Source organism: Halorubrum kocurii JCM 14978 (assembly GCF_000337355.1).
GTDB lineage: Archaea > Halobacteriota > Halobacteria > Halobacteriales > Haloferacaceae > Halorubrum > Halorubrum kocurii.
In genome coordinates, this window is record NZ_AOJH01000049.1 from 15,144 (window position 1) to 36,512 (window position 21,369).

The 21,369-nt window shown below is 68.1% G+C and carries 25 protein-coding genes, 1 tRNA gene and 2 pseudogenes; 16 read left to right on the forward strand and 12 right to left on the reverse strand.

The features are described from left to right. Positions 1–3 precede the first annotated feature (3 nt). The 7 genes and pseudogenes from C468_RS07345 to C468_RS07370 all read left to right on the forward strand — a co-directional run bounded on the left by C468_RS07345 (position 4) and on the right by C468_RS07370 (position 3,660). Entirely contained in the window at positions 4–594 is a 591-nt protein-coding gene (locus C468_RS07345; protein ID WP_008848257.1) for a hypothetical protein, read from the forward strand. 87 nt (positions 595–681) lie between these two features. Then, complete coding sequence (locus C468_RS07350; protein ID WP_008848258.1) at positions 682–1,581, forward strand: shikimate kinase; 900 nt, start codon at positions 682–684, stop codon at positions 1,579–1,581. Positions 1,582–1,604: 23 nt separating this feature from the next. Continuing rightward, positions 1,605–1,898 (forward strand): chorismate mutase, encoded by a 294-nt coding sequence (locus C468_RS07355; RefSeq protein WP_008848259.1) that lies wholly within the window; start codon positions 1,605–1,607, stop codon positions 1,896–1,898. Positions 1,899–2,059: 161 nt separating this feature from the next. After that, on the forward strand, positions 2,060–2,212 hold the full coding sequence (locus C468_RS18560) for a hypothetical protein (RefSeq protein ID WP_169330899.1): 153 nt from the start codon (positions 2,060–2,062) through the stop codon (positions 2,210–2,212). Beyond that, complete coding sequence (locus C468_RS07360) at positions 2,209–2,601, forward strand: type II toxin-antitoxin system VapC family toxin (protein WP_008848260.1); 393 nt, start codon at positions 2,209–2,211, stop codon at positions 2,599–2,601. Before C468_RS18560 ends, C468_RS07360 begins: the two co-directional genes overlap by 4 nt. A gap of 394 nt (positions 2,602–2,995) precedes the next feature. Next, the gene (locus C468_RS07365) at positions 2,996–3,226 is read left to right on the forward strand and encodes a hypothetical protein (protein ID WP_008848261.1); all 231 of its coding nucleotides are present in this window, start codon (positions 2,996–2,998) and stop codon (positions 3,224–3,226) included. 9 nt (positions 3,227–3,235) lie between these two features. Further along, a pseudogene (locus tag C468_RS07370) lies at positions 3,236–3,660 on the forward strand (PIN domain-containing protein). 160 nt (positions 3,661–3,820) lie between these two features. Here C468_RS07370 and C468_RS07375 read toward each other — a convergent pair. From C468_RS07375 to C468_RS07385, 3 genes and pseudogenes are all read right to left on the reverse strand, one after another. Continuing rightward, complete coding sequence (locus C468_RS07375; RefSeq protein WP_008848263.1) at positions 3,821–4,174, reverse strand: type II toxin-antitoxin system PemK/MazF family toxin; 354 nt, start codon at positions 4,172–4,174, stop codon at positions 3,821–3,823. Further along, the gene (locus tag C468_RS07380; RefSeq protein ID WP_008848264.1) at positions 4,167–4,403 is read right to left on the reverse strand and encodes a hypothetical protein; all 237 of its coding nucleotides are present in this window, start codon (positions 4,401–4,403) and stop codon (positions 4,167–4,169) included. Before C468_RS07380 ends, C468_RS07375 begins: the two co-directional genes overlap by 8 nt. Positions 4,404–4,533: 130 nt before the next feature. Further along, positions 4,534–4,755, reverse strand: a pseudogene (locus C468_RS07385) (type II toxin-antitoxin system PemK/MazF family toxin); the annotation flags it as partial. A gap of 88 nt (positions 4,756–4,843) precedes the next feature. Here C468_RS07385 and C468_RS07390 point away from each other — a divergent pair. Further along, a complete protein-coding gene (locus C468_RS07390) occupies positions 4,844–5,788 on the forward strand; it encodes an acetamidase/formamidase family protein (RefSeq protein WP_008848266.1) in 945 nt (314 codons plus the stop codon). Positions 5,789–5,792: 4 nt separating this feature from the next. Here the strand turns inward: C468_RS07390 and C468_RS07395 are convergent, their stop codons facing one another. After that, complete coding sequence (locus C468_RS07395) at positions 5,793–7,841, reverse strand: ATP-binding protein (RefSeq protein WP_008848267.1); 2,049 nt, start codon at positions 7,839–7,841, stop codon at positions 5,793–5,795. Between the two features lie 132 nt (positions 7,842–7,973). Between C468_RS07395 and C468_RS07400 the strand changes: the two genes are divergently transcribed. Then, a complete protein-coding gene (locus C468_RS07400; RefSeq protein ID WP_008848268.1) occupies positions 7,974–8,324 on the forward strand; it encodes a DUF5518 domain-containing protein in 351 nt (116 codons plus the stop codon). Positions 8,325–8,348: 24 nt separating this feature from the next. Here the strand turns inward: C468_RS07400 and C468_RS07405 are convergent, their stop codons facing one another. Continuing rightward, complete coding sequence (locus tag C468_RS07405; protein ID WP_008848269.1) at positions 8,349–9,968, reverse strand: tryptophan--tRNA ligase; 1,620 nt, start codon at positions 9,966–9,968, stop codon at positions 8,349–8,351. A gap of 150 nt (positions 9,969–10,118) precedes the next feature. On the opposite strand from C468_RS07405, the gene C468_RS07410 reads away from it, so the two are divergent. From C468_RS07410 to moaA, 3 genes are all read left to right on the forward strand, one after another. Continuing rightward, positions 10,119–10,544, forward strand: a complete 426-nt coding sequence (locus tag C468_RS07410) for a universal stress protein (protein ID WP_008848270.1) — start codon at positions 10,119–10,121, stop codon at positions 10,542–10,544. Positions 10,545–10,574: 30 nt separating this feature from the next. Further along, on the forward strand, positions 10,575–11,354 hold the full coding sequence (locus tag C468_RS07415; protein WP_008848271.1) for an MBL fold metallo-hydrolase: 780 nt from the start codon (positions 10,575–10,577) through the stop codon (positions 11,352–11,354). Between the two features lie 86 nt (positions 11,355–11,440). Continuing rightward, on the forward strand, positions 11,441–12,445 hold the full coding sequence (gene moaA / locus C468_RS07420; RefSeq protein ID WP_008848272.1) for a GTP 3',8-cyclase MoaA: 1,005 nt from the start codon (positions 11,441–11,443) through the stop codon (positions 12,443–12,445). A gap of 270 nt (positions 12,446–12,715) precedes the next feature. Here moaA and C468_RS07425 read toward each other — a convergent pair. Beyond that, a tRNA-Arg gene (locus tag C468_RS07425) sits at positions 12,716–12,790 on the reverse strand. A gap of 103 nt (positions 12,791–12,893) precedes the next feature. Here C468_RS07425 and C468_RS07430 point away from each other — a divergent pair. Together C468_RS07430 and C468_RS07435 are read left to right on the forward strand one after the other, a co-directional pair. Further along, a complete protein-coding gene (locus C468_RS07430) occupies positions 12,894–13,508 on the forward strand; it encodes an AAA family ATPase (protein ID WP_008848273.1) in 615 nt (204 codons plus the stop codon). Then, positions 13,505–13,957 carry an RNA-binding domain-containing protein gene (locus C468_RS07435; RefSeq protein ID WP_008848274.1) on the forward strand — a complete coding sequence of 151 codons (453 nt, stop codon included), beginning with the start codon at positions 13,505–13,507 and terminating at the stop codon, positions 13,955–13,957. Before C468_RS07430 ends, C468_RS07435 begins: the two co-directional genes overlap by 4 nt. Before the next feature lie 65 nt (positions 13,958–14,022). On the opposite strand, the gene C468_RS07440 is transcribed toward C468_RS07435, so the two are convergent. The 4 genes from C468_RS07440 to C468_RS07455 form a co-directional block, all read right to left on the reverse strand. Further along, complete coding sequence (locus C468_RS07440; protein ID WP_008848275.1) at positions 14,023–14,595, reverse strand: hypothetical protein; 573 nt, start codon at positions 14,593–14,595, stop codon at positions 14,023–14,025. Between the two features lie 148 nt (positions 14,596–14,743). After that, a complete protein-coding gene (locus tag C468_RS07445) occupies positions 14,744–15,337 on the reverse strand; it encodes a GNAT family N-acetyltransferase (RefSeq protein WP_008848276.1) in 594 nt (197 codons plus the stop codon). A 72-nt stretch (positions 15,338–15,409) separates the two neighbouring features. Then, positions 15,410–16,330, reverse strand: a complete 921-nt coding sequence (locus C468_RS07450; RefSeq protein WP_008848277.1) for a DMT family transporter — start codon at positions 16,328–16,330, stop codon at positions 15,410–15,412. 84 nt (positions 16,331–16,414) lie between these two features. Continuing rightward, the gene (locus tag C468_RS07455) at positions 16,415–17,086 is read right to left on the reverse strand and encodes an ArsR/SmtB family transcription factor (protein WP_008848278.1); all 672 of its coding nucleotides are present in this window, start codon (positions 17,084–17,086) and stop codon (positions 16,415–16,417) included. 161 nt (positions 17,087–17,247) lie between these two features. On the opposite strand from C468_RS07455, the gene gpmI reads away from it, so the two are divergent. Together gpmI and C468_RS07465 are read left to right on the forward strand one after the other, a co-directional pair. Next, positions 17,248–18,846 (forward strand): 2,3-bisphosphoglycerate-independent phosphoglycerate mutase, encoded by a 1,599-nt coding sequence (gene gpmI / locus C468_RS07460; RefSeq protein WP_008848279.1) that lies wholly within the window; start codon positions 17,248–17,250, stop codon positions 18,844–18,846. 70 nt (positions 18,847–18,916) lie between these two features. Next, positions 18,917–20,059: a thiolase family protein gene (locus tag C468_RS07465; protein ID WP_008848280.1), complete on the forward strand. Its 1,143-nt coding sequence runs from the start codon at positions 18,917–18,919 to the stop codon at positions 20,057–20,059. Between the two features lie 130 nt (positions 20,060–20,189). Here C468_RS07465 and eif1A read toward each other — a convergent pair whose 3' ends face one another. Both eif1A and C468_RS07475 read right to left on the reverse strand, forming a co-directional pair. After that, entirely contained in the window at positions 20,190–20,474 is a 285-nt protein-coding gene (gene eif1A / locus C468_RS07470) for a translation initiation factor eIF-1A (protein ID WP_049912125.1), read from the reverse strand. A 122-nt stretch (positions 20,475–20,596) separates the two neighbouring features. Next, on the reverse strand, positions 20,597–21,310 hold the full coding sequence (locus tag C468_RS07475; RefSeq protein ID WP_008848282.1) for an AAA family ATPase: 714 nt from the start codon (positions 21,308–21,310) through the stop codon (positions 20,597–20,599). Positions 21,311–21,369: the final 59 nt, after the last annotated feature.

Here is a 21,369-nt window from a genome sequence, read left to right on the forward strand (position 1 = left end):
AGTATGACGCCCTCACTCCGCCGGCGACGGCTGCTGGCCGCCGCGGTTCCCGGCCTGCTCGCGGGCTGCCTCGTGGAGTCGAGCGCGGAGACCGACGGCTCCGGCGACGGGACGGGGGCCTCCGCCGACGACGCGAGTGACTCGGGGAGCGAGGCCGGAGGCGACGGCGACCGCGAGTCCGTCTCCGGGGACGACGGGTCCGCCGCCGAGCAGGCGGACGACGAGGACCCCCCGGAGGAGGTCGGCCCCGACGGCTCCGGGCTCGTGGTCACGGACGTCGACGTGCTCGGCGTGACCGACGGCGGCTACGAGACGACGGTCAGAGCGCGGCTCACCGTCGAGAACGCCGGGCGGTTCACGTACGGGACGGTCGAACTCCGCGCCGACGCGTACGCGACCCGCCCGGGTTCCGACGAACGTGAGGCGGTCGGCTACGAGTACAGCACCGAACGATTCCTCTCCAATGATCGGTTTGCGGAAGGGACCGAGCGGTTCGCGGTCGAGATCTCCTTCCGGAGCCGAGCGACGAACGCTCGTCCCGATCCGAACTGGTACGAGGTCGACGCCGCGGTCCGACGCGCGGAGCCGGTCTGAAACCGGCCGGAAGCGCGCCCCGCCGACCGCGCCGAGAGACTCGCCGTGATCGCTACCTCTTTGTCCGCGCTCGCGAGCCGTGAGTGCATGGAGGGACGGGCAGCGGCGCTCGGCGCCGGCACCGTGTTGAACGCGCTCGCGACGGGCACCGGCGCGGCCTTCGGCATCGACGTCGAGACGCGCGCGAGCGTGTCGCTCGATCCGGACGCCGACGGCGTGCGGGGGGAGATCGCCGAGGACCCCGACGGGGACACCGCCCTGATCGAGCGCTGCGTCGCGCTCGCGACCGAGCGCTGGGGGGACGGCGAGGGCGGAACCGTCCAGACCGACAGCGACGTGCCGCTTGCGGCGGGCCTCAAAAGCTCCAGCGCGGCCGCCAACGCGGCCGTACTCGCGACCTGCGACGCGCTCGGGCTGACCGTGGGAGACGAGACGGGCGGCTCGGACCCGTCCGTCGACGTCACCCGTCTCGACGCCTGCCGACTCGGCGTGCGAGCGGCCCGGGAGGCGGGCGTGACCGTCACGGGCGCGTTCGACGACGCGACCGCCTCGATGCTCGGCGGCGTCACCGTCACCGACAACGGCGCGGACGAGCTGCGCTCGCGAGAAACTGTCGACTGGAACGTCCTCGTGTGGACGCCGCCCGAGCGCGCCTACAGCGCGGACGCGGACGTGGTTCGCTGCGAGGCGGTCGCGCCGATGGCCGACCTCGTGGCGGACCTCGCGCTGGGCGGCCGGTACGCCGAGGCGATGACGGTCAACGGGCTCGCCTTCTCCGCCGCGCTCGGCTTCGACGCCGACCCCGCTCTCGAAGCGATGCCGCACGCGACCGGCGTGTCGCTGTCGGGGACCGGCCCGAGCGTTGTCGCCGTCGCGGACCCAGACGACCCCGAGACCGACCTCGATGCGGTCGCCGACGCGTGGGGCGACCGCCCCGGAACGCTGCGACGAACGACCACCAGAAGCGACGGCGCGACCGTCGAGTGAACGCACCACCGACCCCACTACCAATGAGTGACACACCCAACGCGGAGGACCGGAGCCTCGACGAACTGCGACACGAGATCGAAGATATCGACCGCGAGATCGTCGAACTGATCGCCCGCCGCACCTACGTCGCCGACACGGTCGCGGCCGTGAAGGAGGAGCGCGACCTCCCGACGACCGACGAGGGACAGGAAGAGCGCGTGATGGAGCGCGCCGGCGCCAACGCCGAGCGCTTCGACGTCGACGCCAACCTCGTGAAGGCGATCTTCCGGCTGCTGATCGAGTTGAACAAGGTGGAGCAGCGGGAGAGTCGATAAGCGTGAAAATAGCTGTTTGAGGACTTCTAGACGCGTATTAGCGATTCGGTGAGTCGATTCGTGACGCGGTGACGCACCAGTGGGTCGCTCTCTACCGAACAAGTAATCCCACCTCCCGTACTGTCCGAAGGGATTTACGTCAGTCAGTCCTATCCAGATTCATGGGAAGCTATGCGACTCCGCCGGACTGGGCAGACTCCGGTGACGAGGGTGACGGCGCGACGGCTAAACTCGGAGACGTACTCTCCGGACGGCTGGCGGATGTCGATGTCGACTCCGTCGAAGCGGTTCGAGACGTGCGCGAGCGCCCATGAAAGTTCTGGTTGATACGAACGTCTTCGTCGCCAGTTTAACCGACGAACCTGCCCGAGGAGACGTTGCGACGGAGTTTCTGAATCAGGATCACGACTTCTGTACGTCCATCCTGAATCTCATGGAAATTCGGTCGGTGATGACGAAAAAGAAGCAGGTCGAACAGGACAGAGTCGAGGACGTACTCTCCGACATCTACACCCAGGTCGATATTTACGCACCGGAAATCAGCGACCAGATTTCCGCGTACAGTCTGCAACAGGACACGCTGCTGTACACGCTCGATTGCGTCCTCCTCGCTCTGGCCGACGACCTCAACGCCACGCTCGCTACGTTCGACGGCGAGCTACTCAAAAACGGAGCCGCCGAACCGAGCGATCTTATGGCGTAGAACTGCGGTTGCTGTTTTCACGAGAGCGGTGGCAGTGTGCATTATCGTCAAGCTTGCACGATTGATCGGTGGTTCGGTTCACCACGCAGTATGGTGGATTTCATCCATCTGAACAAAGTTGAACAAAGAGAGAGTCGGTAGACAATAAAAACGGCTGTTAGAAGGCCTCTAGATACAGATTAGTAGGTTGGTGCGTCGATCTTTGACGCAAGCTTACGAATTTCGGACTCAATGAGCAGCCGGAAGATCGGACACGCGTCCGTATTACCCCAAGAACTCCGCTCACATATCCTTCCCAGTCTTGGCGAGAGAACTACCGCGAAGCTGGCGGTCAGTTCTTGTTGATGTGTTTTGACCCAAAGACACAATATTCTGTGCCTACATAGTTTTCTGTATGCCCAGTATCACCGTCAACGTTGACGACGATCTCAAAGACCAGATGGAGAGACACCCGGAAATCAACTGGAGTGAGGTTACCCGCCAGGCCATCCAGGAAAAAATCGAGGCACTCGAAGTGATGGACGAACTCACGTCCGGGAGTGAACTCACCGAGAGCGACGTTGCCGATATTGCCGAGAAAATCAACGAGAGCGCACGCGAGCGCGTCGAAGAGGAGTCGGAGTAACTTCAACGAATGAAGCTGGTCGTCGATGCCAACGTCGTCATCTCCGCGCTCATCGCTGACTCGAAAACCCGTGAATAATTGTCACGCTCGAACCCGACCTCCTGACGCCCGAGTTCGTCCACGACGAGATCGAGAACTACACCGAGTTGATCGTCGAGAAATCCGGCATGAGTCCAGAGCGAGTCACCCAGTTCGTCGACCTTCTCTTTCAGTATATTGAGGTCGTCCCCGCCGACGAGTTCTATCCACACATCGAAGAGGCCGAAGCAGCGATTGGTGAGACTGATCCCGACGATGTGCTATATGTCGCGTGTGCCTTGGCCAAGGACGCAGACATCTGGAGCGATGACACAGACTTCGACGAGCAAGATATCGTCGAGACCCATTCGACGACCGACGTGATCGGCTCGTTCGACACGCCTGACGGGTACTAACGATTGTCGGCCTTGGCAGTTTTGTTTATATACGCTTCCCAGTGAAGGACGCTGTCCCCTGTCTTCGATAGTATGTGTTATCACCAGACGTTGTTTTCACGAGGATCCATGGTGGATTTCAGCGAACTGAACAAGGTCGAACAAAGAGAGAGCCGGTAGCTCAATGTAGGTCGAGACTCAGTTTTAACCCCTCGTCGACTTCAGCCATCGTGGGACCGTCGAGTGAACCGACGACCGAGTGAATCCGTTCCGGAACCGAGACAGTTCGAATCTGGTCGAGACGGATTGACGAATCCTTTTCGAGCGGTGATCCGTCCGCCTCGACGAACACCTCGAACGGATACTCGCGGTAGGTTCCCGTGACGGGCGCGACGATGGTCGTGCTGGAGTTTCGGTTTCCGATATCGTTTTGAATGACCACGGCCGGCCGCGTCTTCTTCATCTCGTGTCCTTCGGCGGGGTCAAGCCGAACGATTGCCACATCGCCCCGTCGCACGTCCGTGCCGTCACTCATCGAGGCGTTCCCACGCTTCGTCGGACGTTTCGCTCCACTCCTCGGCGAGTGCCTCCGCGCTCTCGGAGGCCTCACGATAGGCGGTCGCCAGCTCGTCGTCGTCTGGCCTGTCGGACTCGACCTCGACGACGGCGACGGTTACGCGCTTGTTCGCGTACTCGGTGCCGAGATACACTCGACCTCGGTCGTCCGTCTCGTTCGTTTTGAGGTCTGTCGCGTCGACTTTCATCAAAGGACGGTACGGACCCGCTGCTGATATGTGTTGCCCACTATTACCCACGGACTTTCCGTAGAAGTTACAAAATATAGTATGGATTTCAGCTACCTAAACAAAGTGGAACAACGAGAGAGCCGGTAGCTCAGTCGAGGCCGAGACTCAGCTGTAATGCCTCGTCGACTTCAGCCATCCTGGGTCCGTCGAGTGAACCGACGACCGAGTGAATTCGTTCCGGAGCCGAGACGGTTCGAATCTGATGTAGCCGGCTCGACGAGTCCGTTTCGAGCGGTGACCCGCTCGCCTCGACGAACACCTCGAACGGATACTCACGGTAGGTCCTCGTGACGGGCACGACGAGGGTCGTCGGGCCGGCACCGTGGACCGGTGAGCGGCCGTCCGCGTTCCGGGTCGCCGCGAGCATTTATATTCAGCGGGCCGGATCACCACCCGATATGTCACGAAGTCACGTCTCACACCGAGACGGTCACGTCTACGAGTTCGCGCCGGCGATGGAGCCCGTCTACGAGGCGGCCGACGGCGAGTCGCTCACGGTCGAGACGATCGACAGCCTGAACGGGGCGATCCAGACCGACGACGACCTCCTCGACGCCGTCCCGGAGGAGGTGAACGCCGCGACCGGACCGATCGCGGTCGCGGGGGCGACCCCCGGCGACGTGCTCGCGGTCGAGATCGAGGACGTGCGCGTCACCGAGGACCGCGGTCGCGTCCTCACCGCGCCCGGCTTCGGTCTCCTGCAGGACGACCCCGAGATCGACCACCCGGCGACGCGGATCACGGAGGTCGACGCGGACAGCGGAGACGGGACGGGCGACGAAGCCGGCGGGCGGATCGCGTTCGAGGGCCTCGACGTGCCGATAGAGCCCGTGATCGGGACGATCGGGGTCGCCACCGCCGAGGAGGCTGTCTCGACGCTCACCCCGGACGATCACGGCGGCAACCTGGACACGACCGACATGACGGCCGGGACGACCGCGTACTTCCCGGTGTTCCAGGAGGGCGCGATGCTCGCGATGGGCGACTCGAAGGCCGCGATGGCCGACGGAGAGATGTGCGGCACGGGCGCCGAGATCGGCACCGAGATCGACGTGACNGTGACGCTCTCGGTGGTCGACGATCCCGAAGTCCCGCTCGATCGGCCCCTCGTCGACACAGGCGACGCGGTCAAGACGGTCGCGAGCGCCGAGACGATGGAGGCGGCCGTCGAGCTCGCGAACCGCGACGTCATACGGCTGCTGGCGCACGAACACGACTTCTCCCGGACGGAGGCGTACCTGTTCTCCAGTCTCGTCGGCGGGCTGGAGATCAGTCAGGTGGTCGACCCGCAGGTGACCGCGCGGAACGCGGTGCCGAGCGAGTACCTCTCGGTCCCGTTCTGAGCGGTCACTCGTCGACGGTGGGGCCGCGGTCCGCGAGCCGCCGCGCGGCGTCGCTGAGGCCGCCCGCCGAGCGGCCCGACGCTTCGCTCGCCTCCCGACCGTCGCCGTCGGCGGCGCCGACGCCCTCGTGGGCGGCCTCGTTGCTCTCGGAGGCCCCGTCGCACTCGGCGGCCTCGTCGCTCTCGGCCGCGTCCTCCGCGACCCCGTCCGCGTCTCCGAGACCGGCGTCGCTCGAGCCGCCTCCGCCCCCGACCGCTTCCGGGTCGGCGTCCGGGGGGTAGCTCCGCTCTGCCGGCGGGACGAAGGCGGTCTCGACGGCGCGGACGATCTCGCGGACGCTCTCCTCGTCGAGGCGGTCGGCGTACGCCTCGCGGATCAGGTCGGGGACGGCGTACGCGTAGTGACCCCGCCCCGAGTGGCGGATGAGCCCCGCCCGGCGGACGGGCCGGTGGCGGCTGTACGCGTGGCCAGAATCGCCGTCGCCGCCAGCGTCGATGTGGGCCGCGACGGGGTCGCTGACACCCTCCCGGCGGTAGTGCCGGAGCATGCCCTGCGAGAGCTCCGGGAGCGCCTCGATCCGGCTCCGGAGCTCTTCGATGACCGCCTCCCGGGTCCCGAGTTCGACCGCGTCATCGAACCGGAGCGCGCTCTCCGCCACGTCGGCGCGCGTGACCGGGTCGACGTCGTCGACGGGGTCGTCGGCGTCCGCTTCGGCGCCGGTCGAGGCGTCGCGGTCGCCCTCAGCCGCGAGAGAGTCCGCGTCGACCGCTGCGCCCCCGTCAGCGGCCGAGTCAGCGGCCTCCGCCGGGGACCCGTCGCCTCCCGGAGCCGCGTCGGTGGTGTCGTCGCTCTCTGTCGCGGCGACCGCTTCGTCGTACGAGTTAAGCACGGACTGGTCGGCGTCGTCGCCGGTCGCTCCCGCGCCGTCGAGTGCTCCCGCACCGTCGATCCCCCTCCCGCCGGCGGGTTCGGACCGACCCTGCCCGCCGCGGTAGGGCGCCTCGGCCTTCCCGAGGAGGGCCTGCGCGAACTGGTCGGCCATGTTGCTCAGGTCGCGGGCCTCCTTCAGCTCGCGCTCGAGGTCGGCGATCCGCCGGTCCTTCTTGTCGAGCTCCTGCCGGAGATCGGCTATCTCGGACTCGCGGCGCTCCTCCTCGTCGGAGATTGACTGGAGCTCGCCGACGAGGTCGCTGGAGACCGACTTGAGCTCCGGCCGCTCGAAGTCGTCGAGGCCGGGGGTGGCGCCCGCGTCGAACGTCTGCTTGCGGTGGAACTGGATCCGGCGGATCGACTCGTCCCAGTCGGTCATCAGGAAGGCCTCGCCGTCGCCGAGGTCCTCGACGGCGCTCGCGTACTTCGAGCCCAGGATGCGCCCCACGACCTTCGTGTCGTTGTCCCAGGTGAGGCGGTGCCAGCAGAGCCAGTCGCACTGGGTGATGAAGTCCTTTTTCACGTCGGCCGGGCGCTGGCTGATCCCGACGATACCGAGGCCGTGTTTCCGGCCGCGCTTTCCCACCTTGATCAGCATCTTGCCCGTCTCGTCCATCCCGCCGCCCTCCGGGATGTACTCGTGACACTCCTCGACGACGAGCAGGAAGGGCTTCTTCATGCGCTTCTCCTTCGCGAACAGCTGTTTGACGACCTCCAAGAGCAGTTCGTTGGCGGTGTCCTCTTCGAGGTACCCGGAGACGTCGAGGATGATCGGGACGTTCTGTTCCAAGGCGAGGTTCGCGAGCTTCTCGGCGTGTTCGGGCGAGACGACGATGTCGCACTCGTCGTCGGCGCCGGCGTGGAGGATCTCGTACTCCTCTTTTAAGCCGTAGTACTCGCCGTCGGTGTCGACGATCATCACCGGGAACCCGTTGTCGAGGAGGTTCTCGATGACGACGGACGCCGTGTTGCTCTTGCCGGACCCGCTTTTGCCGGTAATAAAGGAGCGGCCGGTGAGCACGTCGACGACCGGAAGCTCCACCGGCGACCCCGGTTCCGCCGTCGCGTCGCCCCCGATCCCCTCGCTGACGTCCGCGACGTGGATCGCCTCCTGCTCGGTCATACTCGTGACAGGTACCGCTTGCCTCATAAACTATCGGCTCGGGCGGTCGCCGTTGACCGCGGCGGCGGGTCCCGCCGCGCGCGGCGTCTCGCCCCCGCAAGACGTATGTGGGCTCCGGGAGATGGTCGCGACGTGAACACCGATAACACCCTCCTCAACGCGGTCATCGGTGCCGTCGCGACGATCGGGCTCTCGTTCACCGGGATCTCGCCGGTGCTCGGCGGCGCCCTCGCCGCCTACTTGGACGGCGGCGACACCGGAAACGGGCTCCGGGTCGGCGCGATCTCGGGAGCGATCGCGTCGCTCCCCGTCGCCGCGATCCTGCTGATCGCGATCGTCTTCCTCCCGTTCACGGGGGACCTCGGGATCGCGGTCGGCGGCTTCCTCTTTGTGCTCGTAATCGTTGCGATGGCCGTCGGATACACCGTCGCGCTGAGCGCGCTGGGCGGCGCTATCGGCAGCTACCTCAAAAGGGAGCTGTAACCAGACGGGACTCGGTGGCCGCCGTCAGTGCTCGCCGCCCGTCCCGCGGCGGTCGGAGTCCAGGTCGATGTCGAGGTCGTCGAGGAGCTTCTCGGCCTCCTCGCGCTTCTCCTGGTGGTCCTCGAGGAACTCCCGCATGAGCTCGGCGGCCTGCTCCTTGCAACCGCCGCAGAGACGCTCGCCGTTGACGCACTCGGAGTAGACGGTCTTCGTCAGCTCGTCGTCGTCGCCCGCGAGCAGGTAGGCGTACAGCTCGTAGACGGGGCAGTCGTCGGCCTCGCCGCCGAGCTCGCGCTGCTCCTCGGCGGTGTCGCGCCCGCCGGTGGTCGCGGCCCGAACCTTGTCGTACCCGTCCTCGGGGTCGTCGAGCAGCGAGATGTGGCTGGCGGGGATCGACGAGGACATCTTCCCGCCGGTGAGCCCGGTCATGAACCGGTGGTAGATCGAGGAGGGCTGGCGGAAGCCGAAGCCGCCGTGGTCGATCTCGACCTCGCGGGCGAGCGACTCGGCCTCGTCGCGCGTGAGGTCGAAGGCGTCGACGTGGCCCTCGAACACGCGCTTGTCGCCGTCGACGGCCTCGATCAGGGCCTCGAACGCCTCGTCGGTGGCGTTGCGGTCGAAGAACCGCACGCGGGGGCGGAGCGGCTCCTTCCCCCCCGCGCGGAGCTTGTCGAGGGCGGTCGACTTGGCGTCGGCGAGGTCGGGGGCGTCGTCGGCGTCCGGCTCCGGCGGTTCGTAGTCGGCGAGCCACGCGGCGGCGTCCTCACAGCGCACGTCGGTCTCGGCGTCGTCGACCTCGCCGTCGTCCCCCCCGCCTACCCCGGCGAGCGCGTCGTACGCGGCCCGGACGAGCTGTCGCTCGTCGTCGTCGAGCTCGAAGGAGGCGAACGCCTCGGTCACCTTGAAGTAGCGCACGCGGGTCGCCAGGTCCCGGGTGAGCCGGACGTGGGGGTCCTGGTCCGGACCGACGGGGATGACGGTGGGCTTCGGCTCGTCGACGAGCTGCGGGTAGAGGATGTCCGCGGTCTGAGTGACCACGCTCTGCATGTGCGAGATGTTGGTCTCGCCGTCGAAGCCGTAGATGGCCTCGAACTCCGAGAAGTTCGCCTTCGAGCCGAGTTCGAAGCCGAGGTCCTGCACCGCCCGGTTGTCGGACTGGCGGTACAGCTCTCCCTCCTCGGCGTCGAAGCCGAGTGCGAGGAGGCTCAGGAGGTAGTTGCGCGCGTGCTCGTCGATCTCGTCCCACGACATCCCGCGGGCGGAGTGGGCCTCCAGGTCGGCGATCAGCCCGAAGGCGTCGCCGCCCTGCTCCTGATGCCAGATGATCTCGTCGAACACGAGCTTGTGGCCGATGTGGGGGTCGCCGGTGGGCATGAACCCGGAGAGCGCGGCGAACGGCTCGCCGTTCGCCATCGCCTCGGCGACGGCGTCGTACTCGCGGTGGCCGAAGATGACGCCGCGGCGCATCAGGTAGTGCGGGTCCGCCACGTCGTCGGCCACCTCGTCGAACGCCTCGATGCCGAACTCCTCGAACAGGTCCGCGTAGTCGCCGACCGACGCCGACCCCCACGGGTCGAGCGCGACGTCTTCGGTCGGTTCCGCGCGCTCGGTCCCGCCGTCCGCACGGGGGGTGTCCTCGTTCATACGTCCCCTCCAGTCGGTCGACGCAAAAACCGTTCGCTTGCGCGAGGGGGGTTGTCACGCCGCCGAAGCGGAGGCGGTCCGCCCGGTCGCGTTCTCAGCGAGCGACCGATCGGGCGTACCGTTATTTGTCACCGGATCGAACGGGCTCTCATGTACGACGATCTGCTGGTGCCGACCGACGGAAGCGAGGCGGTCGACCGTGCGCTCGATCACGCCGTCCGACTGGCGACCGACCACGACGCGACGATCCACGCGCTGTACGTCGTCGACCGGCGCATCGCCACCGCGAGCTCCGGCGAGCTCCACGACGAGGTCGTCGCCGACCTCGAGTCGCAGGGGGAAGCGGCGGTCGACGCGGTCGCCGACCGCGCCGCCGAGGCGGACGTCGACGTCGAGACGCACGTCGTGGAGGGAACGCCGGACACCGAAATCGTCGACTACGCCGACGAGCACGGGATCGACGTGATCGTGATGAGTCCGGAGGGGAAGTCGCCCCGCGAGCGGATCCGGTCGCTCGGCAGCGTTTCCGACCGCGTGGCCGACGACGCGACCGTACCGGTGTTCCTGATCAAGTAGGTTAGGTGGCTGGACGCACGGAAACCCGACATGGAACTCACCGTCCTCGGGTCCGGCAGCGCGATGCCGGTCCCGGACCGCGTGCAGGCCGGCTACCTCCTCGACGACGGCGACCGCTCCCTGCTCGTCGACTGCGGCAGCGGCGTCCTCCAGCGGTTGGCGGCCACCGAGACCGGCTACGAGGGGGTCTCGACCGTCCTGCTGACGCACCACCACCTCGACCACGTCGCGGCGCTTCTCCCGCTGCTAAAGGCCCGGTGGCTCGCCGGCGAGGAGCACTTGGAGGTCGTCGGTCCCGCGGGAACAAAATCGGTCCTTGACGGCCTCCTTGAAGTCCACGAGTACCTCGACGGGCGGATCGATCTGGCGGTCCGGGAGGTGTCGACGGCGCGCCCCTTCGCCGCCGCCGGGTTCGACGTGACGGCCCGCGAGACGCGCCACTCGATGGACGGGTTCGCCTACCGGTTCTCGCCGCCGAGCGCCGACGCCGATCCCGCGGTGGGACCGCTCACGCTCTCGGGGGACACGGAGGCGTTCGCGGGCATGGCGTCGTTCGCGGACGGGAGCGACCTGCTGGTCCACGACTGCTCGTTTCCGGACGGGACCGACGTGTCGAACCACCCGAACCCCACGCAACTGGGGAAGTCGCTCGCGGGCACCGATATCGACACGCTGCTGTGCTCGCACCTCTACCCCCACACCGGCGGCCGAGAGCGCGAAATGGCCCGGAGCGTCCGTGATGCCGGGTTCGACGGGGACGTCGAGATCGCCAGCGACGGGCTCCGGATCGCGATCGCAGACCGGGGGTAACCCGCGATCGGAACGTAACTACGCACCGTTACGCTCGGTCACGATCGACCCAGATATTTAAGCGAACGCGGTGGCTTCGTTCGGACATGGCCGGCCCACTCGCGGACGACTTCGGACGAGAGGTGACGGGGGTGCGAATCTCGCTCACCGACCGGTGTAACTTCGACTGCGTCTACTGTCACAACGAGGGGTTAGGCGACACGCGGGGCCCGATGGAGCCGAGCGACGACGAGATGAGCACCGACGACGTGGTCCGCTTCCTGGAGGTCGTCGAGGGGTACGGCGTCGACTCGGTGAAGTTCACCGGCGGCGAGCCCATGCTCCGGCAGGACCTCGAGGAGATCGTCGAGCGCACGCCCGACTCGATGGAGGTGTCGATGACCACCAACGGGACGTTCCTCCCCGGTCGCGCCGAGGCCCTGAAGGCGGTCGGGCTCGACCGCGTGAACGTCTCGCAGGACGCGCTCGACCCGGACGACTTCGCCGAGGTGACCAAGTCCGGCGCCTACGAGCGCGTGCTGGAGGGCGTCAAGGCCGCCGTCGACGCCGGGCTCGACCCCGTGAAGCTGAACATGGTCGTGTTCACGCACACCGCGGGCTACGTCGAGGAGATGGTCGAGCACGTCGCCGACAACGAAGGGCTCCAGCTCCAGCTCATCCAGTACATGCCGGAGCTGACCGGGAAGCCGGAGTGGAACGTCGACATCGGGCGCGTCCACGACTGGCTCGCCGGGAAGGCGGACCGCGTCGAGCACCGCGAGATGCACGACCGGAAGCGGTACTTCGTGGGCGAGGACGGCGACGACGGGGCCGGCGGCATGGTCGAGATCGTCGACCCCGTCGAGAACGAGGACTTCTGTGCGAACTGCGGACGCGTCCGGGTCACCCACGAGGGGTATTTAAAAGGCTGTCTCAATCGTAACGACGACCTCCGGTCGATGGGCGAGATGACCCGCGACGAGATCGCCGAGACGTTCGAGGCGGTGGTGGCGAATCGGGTGCCCTACTACGGCGAGTACCTGATCGAGAACGACGACGGCGAGTACGAACTCAACGAGGAGTACTTGGGGACACCGAGCGTGGCGGACTGAGGAGACAGGTATAAACCCGGTTGGGGGCCTTCGACGGCTCGGAGAAATCCGAGCGTCGCCGGTCAGTGGCCGCTAGGAGACGCCGCGATTCGGTTCGAGAAGCGTTTTCGCGGTTCTTCCGACGAGATGATCCAAATAGACGGTTGCGAACGGGCACAGTGGGATTCATACCGGAGGAAGACGGTCGGCCTCGCTTCGCTCGGCCGCTGCGACTTCCAGGGTTCGAATCCCCCGCGTGTCGGTTCGCTCGTCGCTGCGCGCCTCGCTGTACGGGCACAGTGGGATTCGAACCCACGACCGTCGGATTAGAAGTCCGACGCTCTATCCGGGCTGAGCTATGTGCCCTCACTCCGACTTCTCTCACCCAGCGACAAAAACGCCGACGGTTCGCGCCGACGTCGACGCCCCAACAGCAGACCTAAGTCCGACACGGGACTAACCGCCACTAATGAACGTTATCGGAACCGTCGGCCTCCCCGGCAGCGGGAAGGGGGAGGCGGCGAACGTGGCCGAGGAGGCGGGGATCCCGGTCGTCGTCATGGGGGACGTGATCCGGACGGAGTGCCGCCGACGCGGGCTCGACCCGGCCGAACACCACGGCCGGATCGCCGGCGCGCTCCGCGAGGAGGAGGGCGACGACGCGATCGCCGCCCGGACGCTTCCGCGGATCCGCGAGGCGGCGGCCGAGGGCGACGGCGACACCGTCCTCGTCGACGGGCTCCGCTCGACCGTCGAACTGGAGCGCTTCCGAGAGGCCTTCGGCGACGACTTCACGCTGGTCGCAGTCCGCGCGCCCTTCGAGCTCCGCGCCGAGCGGCTCGACGACCGCGGTCGCGACGACTCCGACTCCGACTTAGAGGCCCTCCGGGAGCGCGACGCCCGCGAGATCGACCTCGGCCTCGGCGAGACGCTTGACCGGGCCGACGTCGAGATCGACAACACCGGGACGCTGGCGGCGTTCCGAAGCCGGGTCCGAGAGGTGCTCGGCGTCACCGACACCGAGCACGGTTCCGACCCCGACGCGGACCCGGCCACTGCGAACGCCGGGGGTGACGGCTCGTGATCTACAGCGTCGACGTCCGCATCGAGGCCCCCGTCCGCGACACCGAGGTGACCGACCGAGTCGCCGACGCGGTCCGGAACGTGTTCCCCGACGCGGAGCCCGTCCACGAGAACGGGGCGCTGGTCGCCGAGGCGCACACGCTCGACGCCTTCTCCGACGTGCTCCACGAACAGGAGATCCTCGACACGGCCCGTCGGGTGTTCTTACAGAACAGCACCGACGCGGGGTTCGACTTCTCGCTGAAGAAGCAGGCGGCGTTCGAGGGCGTCGTCAACTTCGCGGTCGGCGAGCCGGACGAGGTCGGTGAGATAAACGTCGAGGTCCGCGTCCGGGAGCCGGACGTCGAGGCGTTCATCGACTACGTCGCACCCGAGACCGACGAGGGCCGGCCGGTCGACCCGGCGCGGGAGTACGGCGACCGACTCGACCCAGAGGACGCGGAGTACTGAGAGCGCCGCGGAGACGGGACCGGTGCGAAACGGGGGGCGTCGCGGCGTACCGGTTCCGTTCGGACTCAGTCGCTCAGCAGCGACGAGGCGGCGCCGCCGACCGCGCCGAAGACCGCCGGGTAGACGGCGCCGGTGAGTAACACGGCCGTGACGAGGTCCGGCGCCACGGTCCCGTCGCCGACGGCGTACCGGAACAGGAACGCCCCGATCACCGCGAGCGGGAGGTAGCCGGCGAGGACGAACGCGCCGGCCTTCGCCCCCTCGGTCGGGTCGGACGCGCCGGCCGTTCGACCGGCGACGACGCCGGCGACGAGGAGCAGGAGCGGGGGGAGGACGAACAGAAGCGACCCGCCCTCGCCCTGCGTGAGGAGGTTCGCCGACTGCGCGCCGCCGATCAGGGAGGGAGCGTTGATGTCGACGAAGTGGGCGTTGTAGAACATCCACCCCGCGGCCTGCCACGTGGATATCGGGTCGCCGCCGAACAGGTCGGCGAAGAAGTTGATCCCGGAGAGCCCCTCCTCGATCCGGTCGCCCTGCGTGACGTACACGACGAGATAGCCGAGGACGTACGCAACGGCGCCGCCCGCCGCGCCGCCGACAATTCCGCTCGTGCTGTTGGATTGTTCGGGGACAGACATGTGCTCGGAGTCGTTTCGGCTGTCGTAAGTGCTTGTTGCCTCGGTGCGCTTCGGGCCGCACGCGTTCGGCCCTCGGTTCAACCGTCGCCCTCGGTTCAACCGTCGCCCTCGGTTCAACCGTCGTCCTCGGTTCCTTGCCGGCTCCCGGCTACTTGGTCGCGTCGCGCCACTCGCCCTGCGAGATCGAGTACCGGACCTCGTCGTGGACGCTCCCGTCTAGGAAGCTGATCTGGTTCCGCAACAGCCCCTCTCGTCGCCCGCCGAGCCGGTCCACGTACTTCTCGATCGCCCGCTGCGACTGCTCGTTCTCGGGGAGGTGGCTGACGGCGACGAGGTCGAGGTCGAGGTCCGCGAAGGCGACCTCGGCGAGCGCCGCGGCGCGCTCGCCCGAGTAGCCGCGGCCCCAGAACCGCTTGCGGAGCCACGTCCCCAGAACGGCGGTCCGTTTCTCCCAGTCGACCGAGAAGCCGCCGAAGCCCGCGATCTCGCCGGCGCCGTCCTCCCCCTCGCGGGGGCGGATGACGTAGCCAGCCGCCTCCCCGTCCTCCCACCGCTCGCGGCCGCGTTCGAGGAACTCGAGCGTCTCCTTCTTCGTCTCGTGGGGGTCCCACGTTACGTGCTCCGTCACCTCGTCGATCCCGGGGTCCGACGAGCAGATCCGGTAGCAGTCGTCGAGGTCGACGCGCTCGGGCCATCCCGGTTCCAACCGTAGTCGGTCCGTCTCGATGGTCTCGGGGAACATACCCTCCCGTCTCATCGGCGGGTATAAAAACCACCCCGGCCATGAGACACGTTGACGTGTCTTTTGAATCGGTCACCCGACGACGCCGTACTCGCGTAGCGCGTCCCTGAACGCCGTCCGCTTCACCAGCGCGAAGCCGACGCAGATGATCAGGAAGCCGGCGACGGTGTTGAGGGTGATCGCCTCGCTCAGGAACACCCACCCGGAGACCGCGGCGAACACCGGCGCGACGTACGAGACGAGGTTGATCTCGATCGGCCCGAGCCGGTCGAGCAGGTCGAAGTAGATGAGGAAGCCGAGCCCGCTGGCGACGACCGAGAGGTACCCGAGCGCGAGCACCGCCTCCGCGGTCCACGTGACCTCGGCGATTGACTCGCCGAGTGCGAGCGACAGCAGGTGCGTGAGGAGCGCGCCGAGCAGCATCGACCACGCCTCCATCGTCTCGATCGGGAGGTCGTCGTCGGACGCGCGGGTGAGCACCGACCCGAGCGCGAACGACGCGGCCGCCAGCAACACGAGCAGCTTCGGTACCGTGCCGCCGCCGGCGAGGTTGCTCGGGTCCGGCGCGGCCAGCACGACCGCGCCCAAGAGCCCGACGACGAGCCCGACCACGCCGACGACCGTCAGCCGCTCCGAGGGGAGGAAGGCGCGCGCGAAGACGGTCGTCAGGACGGGCGAGAGGCTGACGATGACGGCCGCGACCGCGCTCGTCACGGCGGGGTCGCTCTCGCCGACGAAGAGGAACGCGTGGTAGGCGGCGATGATCAGCGTCGCGCCGACGGCGACGGTGGTCCACTCATCGCGCCCCCGCGGGATCGGGTCGTCGACGACGTACGCCGCGTACGCGAGCATGACGACCCCCGCGATGTCGAACCGGAACGCGGCGAACAGCACCGGCGGGAAGTACGCCAGCCCGGCGTTGATCGCCATGAACGCCGAGCCCCACACCGCGGCGAGGACGAGAAACAACGCGAGGTTCCGTGTTCGGCTCACGCACCGACCTCTCCCGGGAGCGCGCCAAAAGGTTCCGGAAGCGGCCGGCCGTGCAGGGACCCGCGCCGCCCTCGGGGGCGAGTCTCACCGGATCCGGAAGCGGTCCACGTCGGCGGACCCGTCGCGGGCGACCACACCGACGTCGGCGAGCCGCCGCAGGGCGTCGGCGACCGTCGCTTCGCGGGCGCCGACCTCGTCGGCGACGGCCGCCGGGGTGCCGTCGGTCTCGACCAGCGCGGCGAGGACCGCCGCGAAAAAGCGGCTGTCGGACTCGGTACCGAGCCGCTCGTCGATCTCCGCCAGCGTGTCCTCCACGCGGCCCTGCACCCACCGCTGAGCCAGCGAGAGCTCCCGATCGAGGTCCTGAAGCCGACCGTACTCGCCGGCGAGGTCGGACAGATCGCTCGACGAGGCGGGGCTGTCCGGGGTCTCTATCGAGAGGTGCTGACACCGTCCCGCCATGTCGAAGCTGTTCTTCGCGGGGTACGCGCTCTTCGCGCCGAAGCCGTACGGCGAGACGCTCACCTCCAGCCGGAGGCTCCGCGCGATACGGAAGTACTTGCGGCGCTGGTCGTCGGTGGTCGACTCGATGAGGCCCGCCTCCTCCAGCTTCCGCAGGTGGTCGATCACCGCCTTCGGGCTCACGTCGAGGTACTCCGAGATCTCCGTCACGTAACAGGGCTTGGTCGCGAGCAGCCGGAGGATGCGCCGCCGGTTCTCGTTCCCGAGGAGATCGAGCAGTACCGCGGAGTCCATTAACGTATGGTTAGCGTCGGGCACTGAAAAGGCTGACTTACGGGGGACGGTCCGATCGACCTCCGGCGGGCGGTCACTCCGCCGGCCGCGCGGCCGCGTCGCTCCCTCGCAGCGGTCGCCCGGAGCGAAGGGTAGTTACCCCGCCGCCGGGAACGGTGGGTATGCAAACGGCGCTCATCATCCTCGACGGATGGGGTCTCGGCGGCGGAGCGGGCGACGGCGGGGACGGCGAACCGGTCGACCNTGCGGGCCGCGACGCGGTCGCGGCGGCCGACACGCCGGCGTTCGACGCCGCGACCGAACGCGGCGCGGACGGGCGACTGGTGGTCCACGGCCGGCGGGTGGGGCTCCCCGAAGGCCAGATGGGGAACTCCGAGGTCGGCCACCTGAACATCGGCGCGGGCCGAGTCGTCAAGCAGGCGTACACCCGGATCACGGACGCGCTCGCGGAGGGGTCGCTCTCGGACAACGACGCGATCGCGGACGCGCTCGACCACGTCGAGTCGACCGGCGGGCGGGTCCACTTCATGGGGCTCGTCTCCGACGGCGGCGTCCACTCCGACGTCCAGCACCTGCTCGCGCTGATCGACGCCGCCGCCGACGCCGGCGTGCCGGCGACGACGCACGCGTTCACGGACGGCCGGGACACAGCCCCGGAGATCGCCGACGAGTTCCTCGCGGACGTGACGGCGAAGGCGGACGAGCGCGGGACCGGGCACGTCGCGACCGTGATGGGTCGGTACCACGCGATGGACCGCGACGAGAACTGGGAGCGGACGAAGAAGGCGTACGACGCGATCGTCGGGCGCGAGGCCCCGCACGAGGCAGAGTCGGCCGTCGAGGCCGCGACGGCGGCCCACGCCCGCGGCGAGACCGATGAGTTCATCGAGCCGACGCTGGTCGAGGGCGAACCCGCCCTCGACGACGCCGATGAGCAAACCTCATCGAGCCATCGAGGCAAGCTCGATGACGGCGACGCCGTCGTCTTCTTCAACTTCCGGGCGGACCGCGCCCGGCAGCTGGTCCGGATGCTCACCGACACGCGCCCGGACTGGGCGTTCGATCTGGACCAGCCGGAGATCCGCATGACCACCATGACCGAGTACGACGAGACGTTCGAGTTCCCGGTGGCGTTCCCGCCGCAGAACCCGGAGAACACCATCGGTGAGGCCGTCTCCGACGCCGGGCTGACCCAGCTCCGGATCGCCGAGTCGGAGAAGTACCCGCACGTGACCTACTTCCTCAACGGCGGCCGCGAGGTGAAGTTCCCGGGCGAGCGGCGGAAGATCGTCAAGAGCCCGGACGTGCCGACCTACGACCTCCGGCCGGAGATGTCGGCCCCCGAAGTGACCGACGAGGCGGTCGGGATCATCGAGGCGGCGGACCCCGACCTGCTGGTGTTGAACTACGCGAACCCAGACATGGTGGGCCACACCGGCGACTTCGACGCGGCGGTCGAGGCGGTCGAGGCGGTGGACGCGCAGCTCGACCGGCTCCTCGACGCGGTCGCCGACGCGGGCGGTCACGCGGTCGTGACCGCCGACCACGGCAACGCGGACGACATGGGTACCCTCGCCGACCCCCACACCGCACACACGTTCAACCCGGTCCCGTTCGTCTACCTGACGCCCGACGGCGACGACGGCGGACGCGAGGTCCGCGAGGGGGGCTCGCTCTGCGACATCGCTCCGACGCTCGTCGACCTGATCGGGATCGACCGGCCCGACGAGATGACGGGCGAGAACCTCCTCGACAGATAAACGATAAACTCCGGTCGGATTCCCTCTGGTTCCACGCCGTTTTAAGTCCCTGACCGGCCAGTGATCGTTCATGACAGACGAGACCACTCCGGTGATCGCTGCCGCCTACCGAACGCCGCAGGGACGCGACGGGGGCGTCTACGCGGACGTCCGCAGCGAGGACCTCTCGACGCGCCTCATCGACCACACGCTCGCGGAGACGGGGCTGACGAGCGACCACGTCGACGACCTGATGTGGGGCGTCGCTCAGCAGCGCACCGAGCAGGACAACAACGTCGCGCGGGTCATCGCGCTCCTCTCGGACCTCGGGGAGTCGGTGCCCGCCACCTCGATCAACCGCTGGTGCGCCTCGTCCATGCAGGCGATCATCTCCGCGTCGGACGCGATCGCGGCCGGGAACCGCGACTGCATTATCGCCGGCGGCGTCGAGAACATGAGCCGCGTTCCGATGGACGGCGACTCCTACGAACACCTCCACCCCGAGCTGTCGGAGCGGTACAACATCTTCCAGCTCCAGATGGGGATGACCGCCGAGAAGGTCGCCGAGGAGCACGGCGTGAGCCGCGAGGCGCAGGACGAGTACGCCGCCCGGAGCCACCAGCGCGCCGCGGAGGCGACCGAGTCGGGCCGGTTCGACGACGAGATCGTCCCCGTGGAGACCGACGACGGGCTCGTCGAGGCGGACGAGGGGATCCGCCCGGACACGACGGCCGAGAAGCTCGCCGGGCTCTCGCCCGCCTTCACCGGCGACGGCACCGTGACCGCGGGGAACTCCTCGCAGATATCCGACGGCGCGTCGCTGACGCTCGTCACGAGCAAGGCGTTCGCGGAAGACCACGGGCTCGAGGTGCTCGCAGAGGTCGGCACGAACGCGGTCGCCGGCGTCGATCCGACCGTGATGGGGATCGGCCCGGTGCCGGCGACCCGCGGTCTCCTCGACCGGGCCGGCCGGACCATCGACGACTACGACCTCGTGGAGCTCAACGAGGCGTTCGCCTCCCAGTGCGAGTACTCCCGGCGCGAGCTCGGTATCGACGAGGACATCTTCAACGTCAACGGCGGCGCTATCGCCATCGGTCACCCGCTCGGCGCCTCCGGCGCGCGGCTCCCCGTGACGCTGCTCCACGAGATGCAGAAGCGCGACGCCGACCGCGGACTCGCGACCCTCTGCGTCGGCTTCGGGCAGGGCGCGGCGATCGAGTTCAGCCGATAGCGGAGCGGAGACGCCTATCTAAATCGGCGCCGCCGTTCGCTATTTATAAACTGGAGTCGTCTCTCGTTCGTTCGCAGAAAACGCCTCGAACGCTGTGCGACAGGAGGGGAAGCGGTACCGCGTCGCGGTGTTACTGGATGTGGCCTTCGCGCCGGAGCTGGTCCGCGTCGTCCTCGTCGTACCGCCACTCGACGTTCGCCTTCTCGTCCTGCCAGTCCCACGGCTCCGCGAGCACGACGTCGCCCTCGCTGATCCACGTCCGGTACTTCATGCGGCCGGGGATCCGGCCCATTCGCGTCTCGCCGTCGACGCAGCGCAGTCGCACGTGGTTCCCGCCGAGGTGTTCCGTCACCACGGCGAACACTTCGTCGTCCGAGGGCATTCGGAGGTTCCGACGCCCTGATTCTTCGCTCATACAGGTAGTATGACGGTCGCGCGTATAAGTGATGGGAGACCCGTGTGCGCGTGTCTCGTGCGACACGTTCACAGTGTGCGTGAAGCGCCGGGATCGGGCGACGAGTCGGCCGTCGCCCGCGCTCAGTCGCCGTCGGGCGCCGCCCCGCCGAACGCGGCGTCGACCTGCGCGAACGTCTCCGCCTGATCGCCGGAGTTGTCGACGACGACGTGGTCGGTCTCGATCCGGTCGAACCGCTCTTTGAAGCGGAGGTGGACGTCGAAGTCCGCGTCGCTGATCCCGTCGCGCCGCTCGATCCGGCGCTCGACGACTCGCTCGTCGCACGCGACTTCGACGAGCGTGAAGCCGTCCGCGACGCGCTCGCCCGCCTGGCGGGCGTCGGCGCGGAACCGGGCGTCCGCGAACGTCGCGTCGAGGACCACGGCGTCGCCGCCGGCGACGCGGTCGCGAGCGCGGTCGATCAGCTCCGCGTAGACGGCCTCGGTCTCCGCGTCGCTGTACGTCGGATCGTCGAACAGCTCTTTACGGATCACGTCGGTCCGGACGATCTCGCCGTCGACGTGGTCGGCGATCCGCTCTGCCACCGTGGTCTTGCCGGCGCCGGGAAGCCCGCAGACGACGACGAGCGCGCCGGCAGCGGACCGGGCTGCCGACTCGTCAGCGACCCTCAACCCGGCCGCCGGGTCAGCGCCGCCCGCCGTCTCCGACGACTCGTCGGTCGCGTCGGTCGCGTCGGTCGCGTCGGTCGCGTCGGTCGCGTCGGTCGCGTCGGTCGCGTCGGTCGCGTCGGCGATCGACCCCCGTGGCCCTCCGTCAGCCGCGTCGCCGTTCGTCATCGCCGCTTCCCCCGACGCCCGGTAGTCAGCCGCCCTCCGTAGCTCATCCGTCCGCACGG

What these genes read in the sequence shown, in the direction of transcription:
- C468_RS07345 (WP_008848257.1), top strand. Translation starts at nt 4, where the DNA reads ATGACGCCCTCACTCCGCCGGCGACGGCTGCTGGCCGCCGCGGTTCCC.
- C468_RS07475 (WP_008848282.1), bottom strand. Translation starts at nt 21,310, where the DNA reads ATGACGAACGGCGACGCGGCTGACGGAGGGCCACGGGGGTCGATCGCC.
- C468_RS07430 (WP_008848273.1), top strand. Translation starts at nt 12,894, where the DNA reads ATGAACGTTATCGGAACCGTCGGCCTCCCCGGCAGCGGGAAGGGGGAG.
- C468_RS07405 (WP_008848269.1), bottom strand. Translation starts at nt 9,968, where the DNA reads ATGAACGAGGACACCCCCCGTGCGGACGGCGGGACCGAGCGCGCGGAA.
- C468_RS07455 (WP_008848278.1), bottom strand. Translation starts at nt 17,086, where the DNA reads ATGGACTCCGCGGTACTGCTCGATCTCCTCGGGAACGAGAACCGGCGG.
- C468_RS07440 (WP_008848275.1), bottom strand. Translation starts at nt 14,595, where the DNA reads ATGTCTGTCCCCGAACAATCCAACAGCACGAGCGGAATTGTCGGCGGC.
- C468_RS07365 (WP_008848261.1), top strand. Translation starts at nt 2,996, where the DNA reads ATGCCCAGTATCACCGTCAACGTTGACGACGATCTCAAAGACCAGATG.
- C468_RS07380 (WP_008848264.1), bottom strand. Translation starts at nt 4,403, where the DNA reads ATGAAAGTCGACGCGACAGACCTCAAAACGAACGAGACGGACGACCGA.
- C468_RS07360 (WP_008848260.1), top strand. Translation starts at nt 2,209, where the DNA reads ATGAAAGTTCTGGTTGATACGAACGTCTTCGTCGCCAGTTTAACCGAC.
- C468_RS07375 (WP_008848263.1), bottom strand. Translation starts at nt 4,174, where the DNA reads ATGAGTGACGGCACGGACGTGCGACGGGGCGATGTGGCAATCGTTCGG.
- C468_RS07465 (WP_008848280.1), top strand. Translation starts at nt 18,917, where the DNA reads ATGACAGACGAGACCACTCCGGTGATCGCTGCCGCCTACCGAACGCCG.
- C468_RS18560 (WP_169330899.1), top strand. Translation starts at nt 2,060, where the DNA reads ATGGGAAGCTATGCGACTCCGCCGGACTGGGCAGACTCCGGTGACGAG.
- C468_RS07445 (WP_008848276.1), bottom strand. Translation starts at nt 15,337, where the DNA reads ATGTTCCCCGAGACCATCGAGACGGACCGACTACGGTTGGAACCGGGA.
- C468_RS07355 (WP_008848259.1), top strand. Translation starts at nt 1,605, where the DNA reads ATGAGTGACACACCCAACGCGGAGGACCGGAGCCTCGACGAACTGCGA.
- C468_RS07410 (WP_008848270.1), top strand. Translation starts at nt 10,119, where the DNA reads ATGTACGACGATCTGCTGGTGCCGACCGACGGAAGCGAGGCGGTCGAC.
- C468_RS07415 (WP_008848271.1), top strand. Translation starts at nt 10,575, where the DNA reads ATGGAACTCACCGTCCTCGGGTCCGGCAGCGCGATGCCGGTCCCGGAC.
- moaA (WP_008848272.1), top strand. Translation starts at nt 11,441, where the DNA reads ATGGCCGGCCCACTCGCGGACGACTTCGGACGAGAGGTGACGGGGGTG.
- C468_RS07350 (WP_008848258.1), top strand. Translation starts at nt 682, where the DNA reads ATGGAGGGACGGGCAGCGGCGCTCGGCGCCGGCACCGTGTTGAACGCG.
- eif1A (WP_049912125.1), bottom strand. Translation starts at nt 20,474, where the DNA reads ATGAGCGAAGAATCAGGGCGTCGGAACCTCCGAATGCCCTCGGACGAC.
- C468_RS07395 (WP_008848267.1), bottom strand. Translation starts at nt 7,841, where the DNA reads ATGACCGAGCAGGAGGCGATCCACGTCGCGGACGTCAGCGAGGGGATC.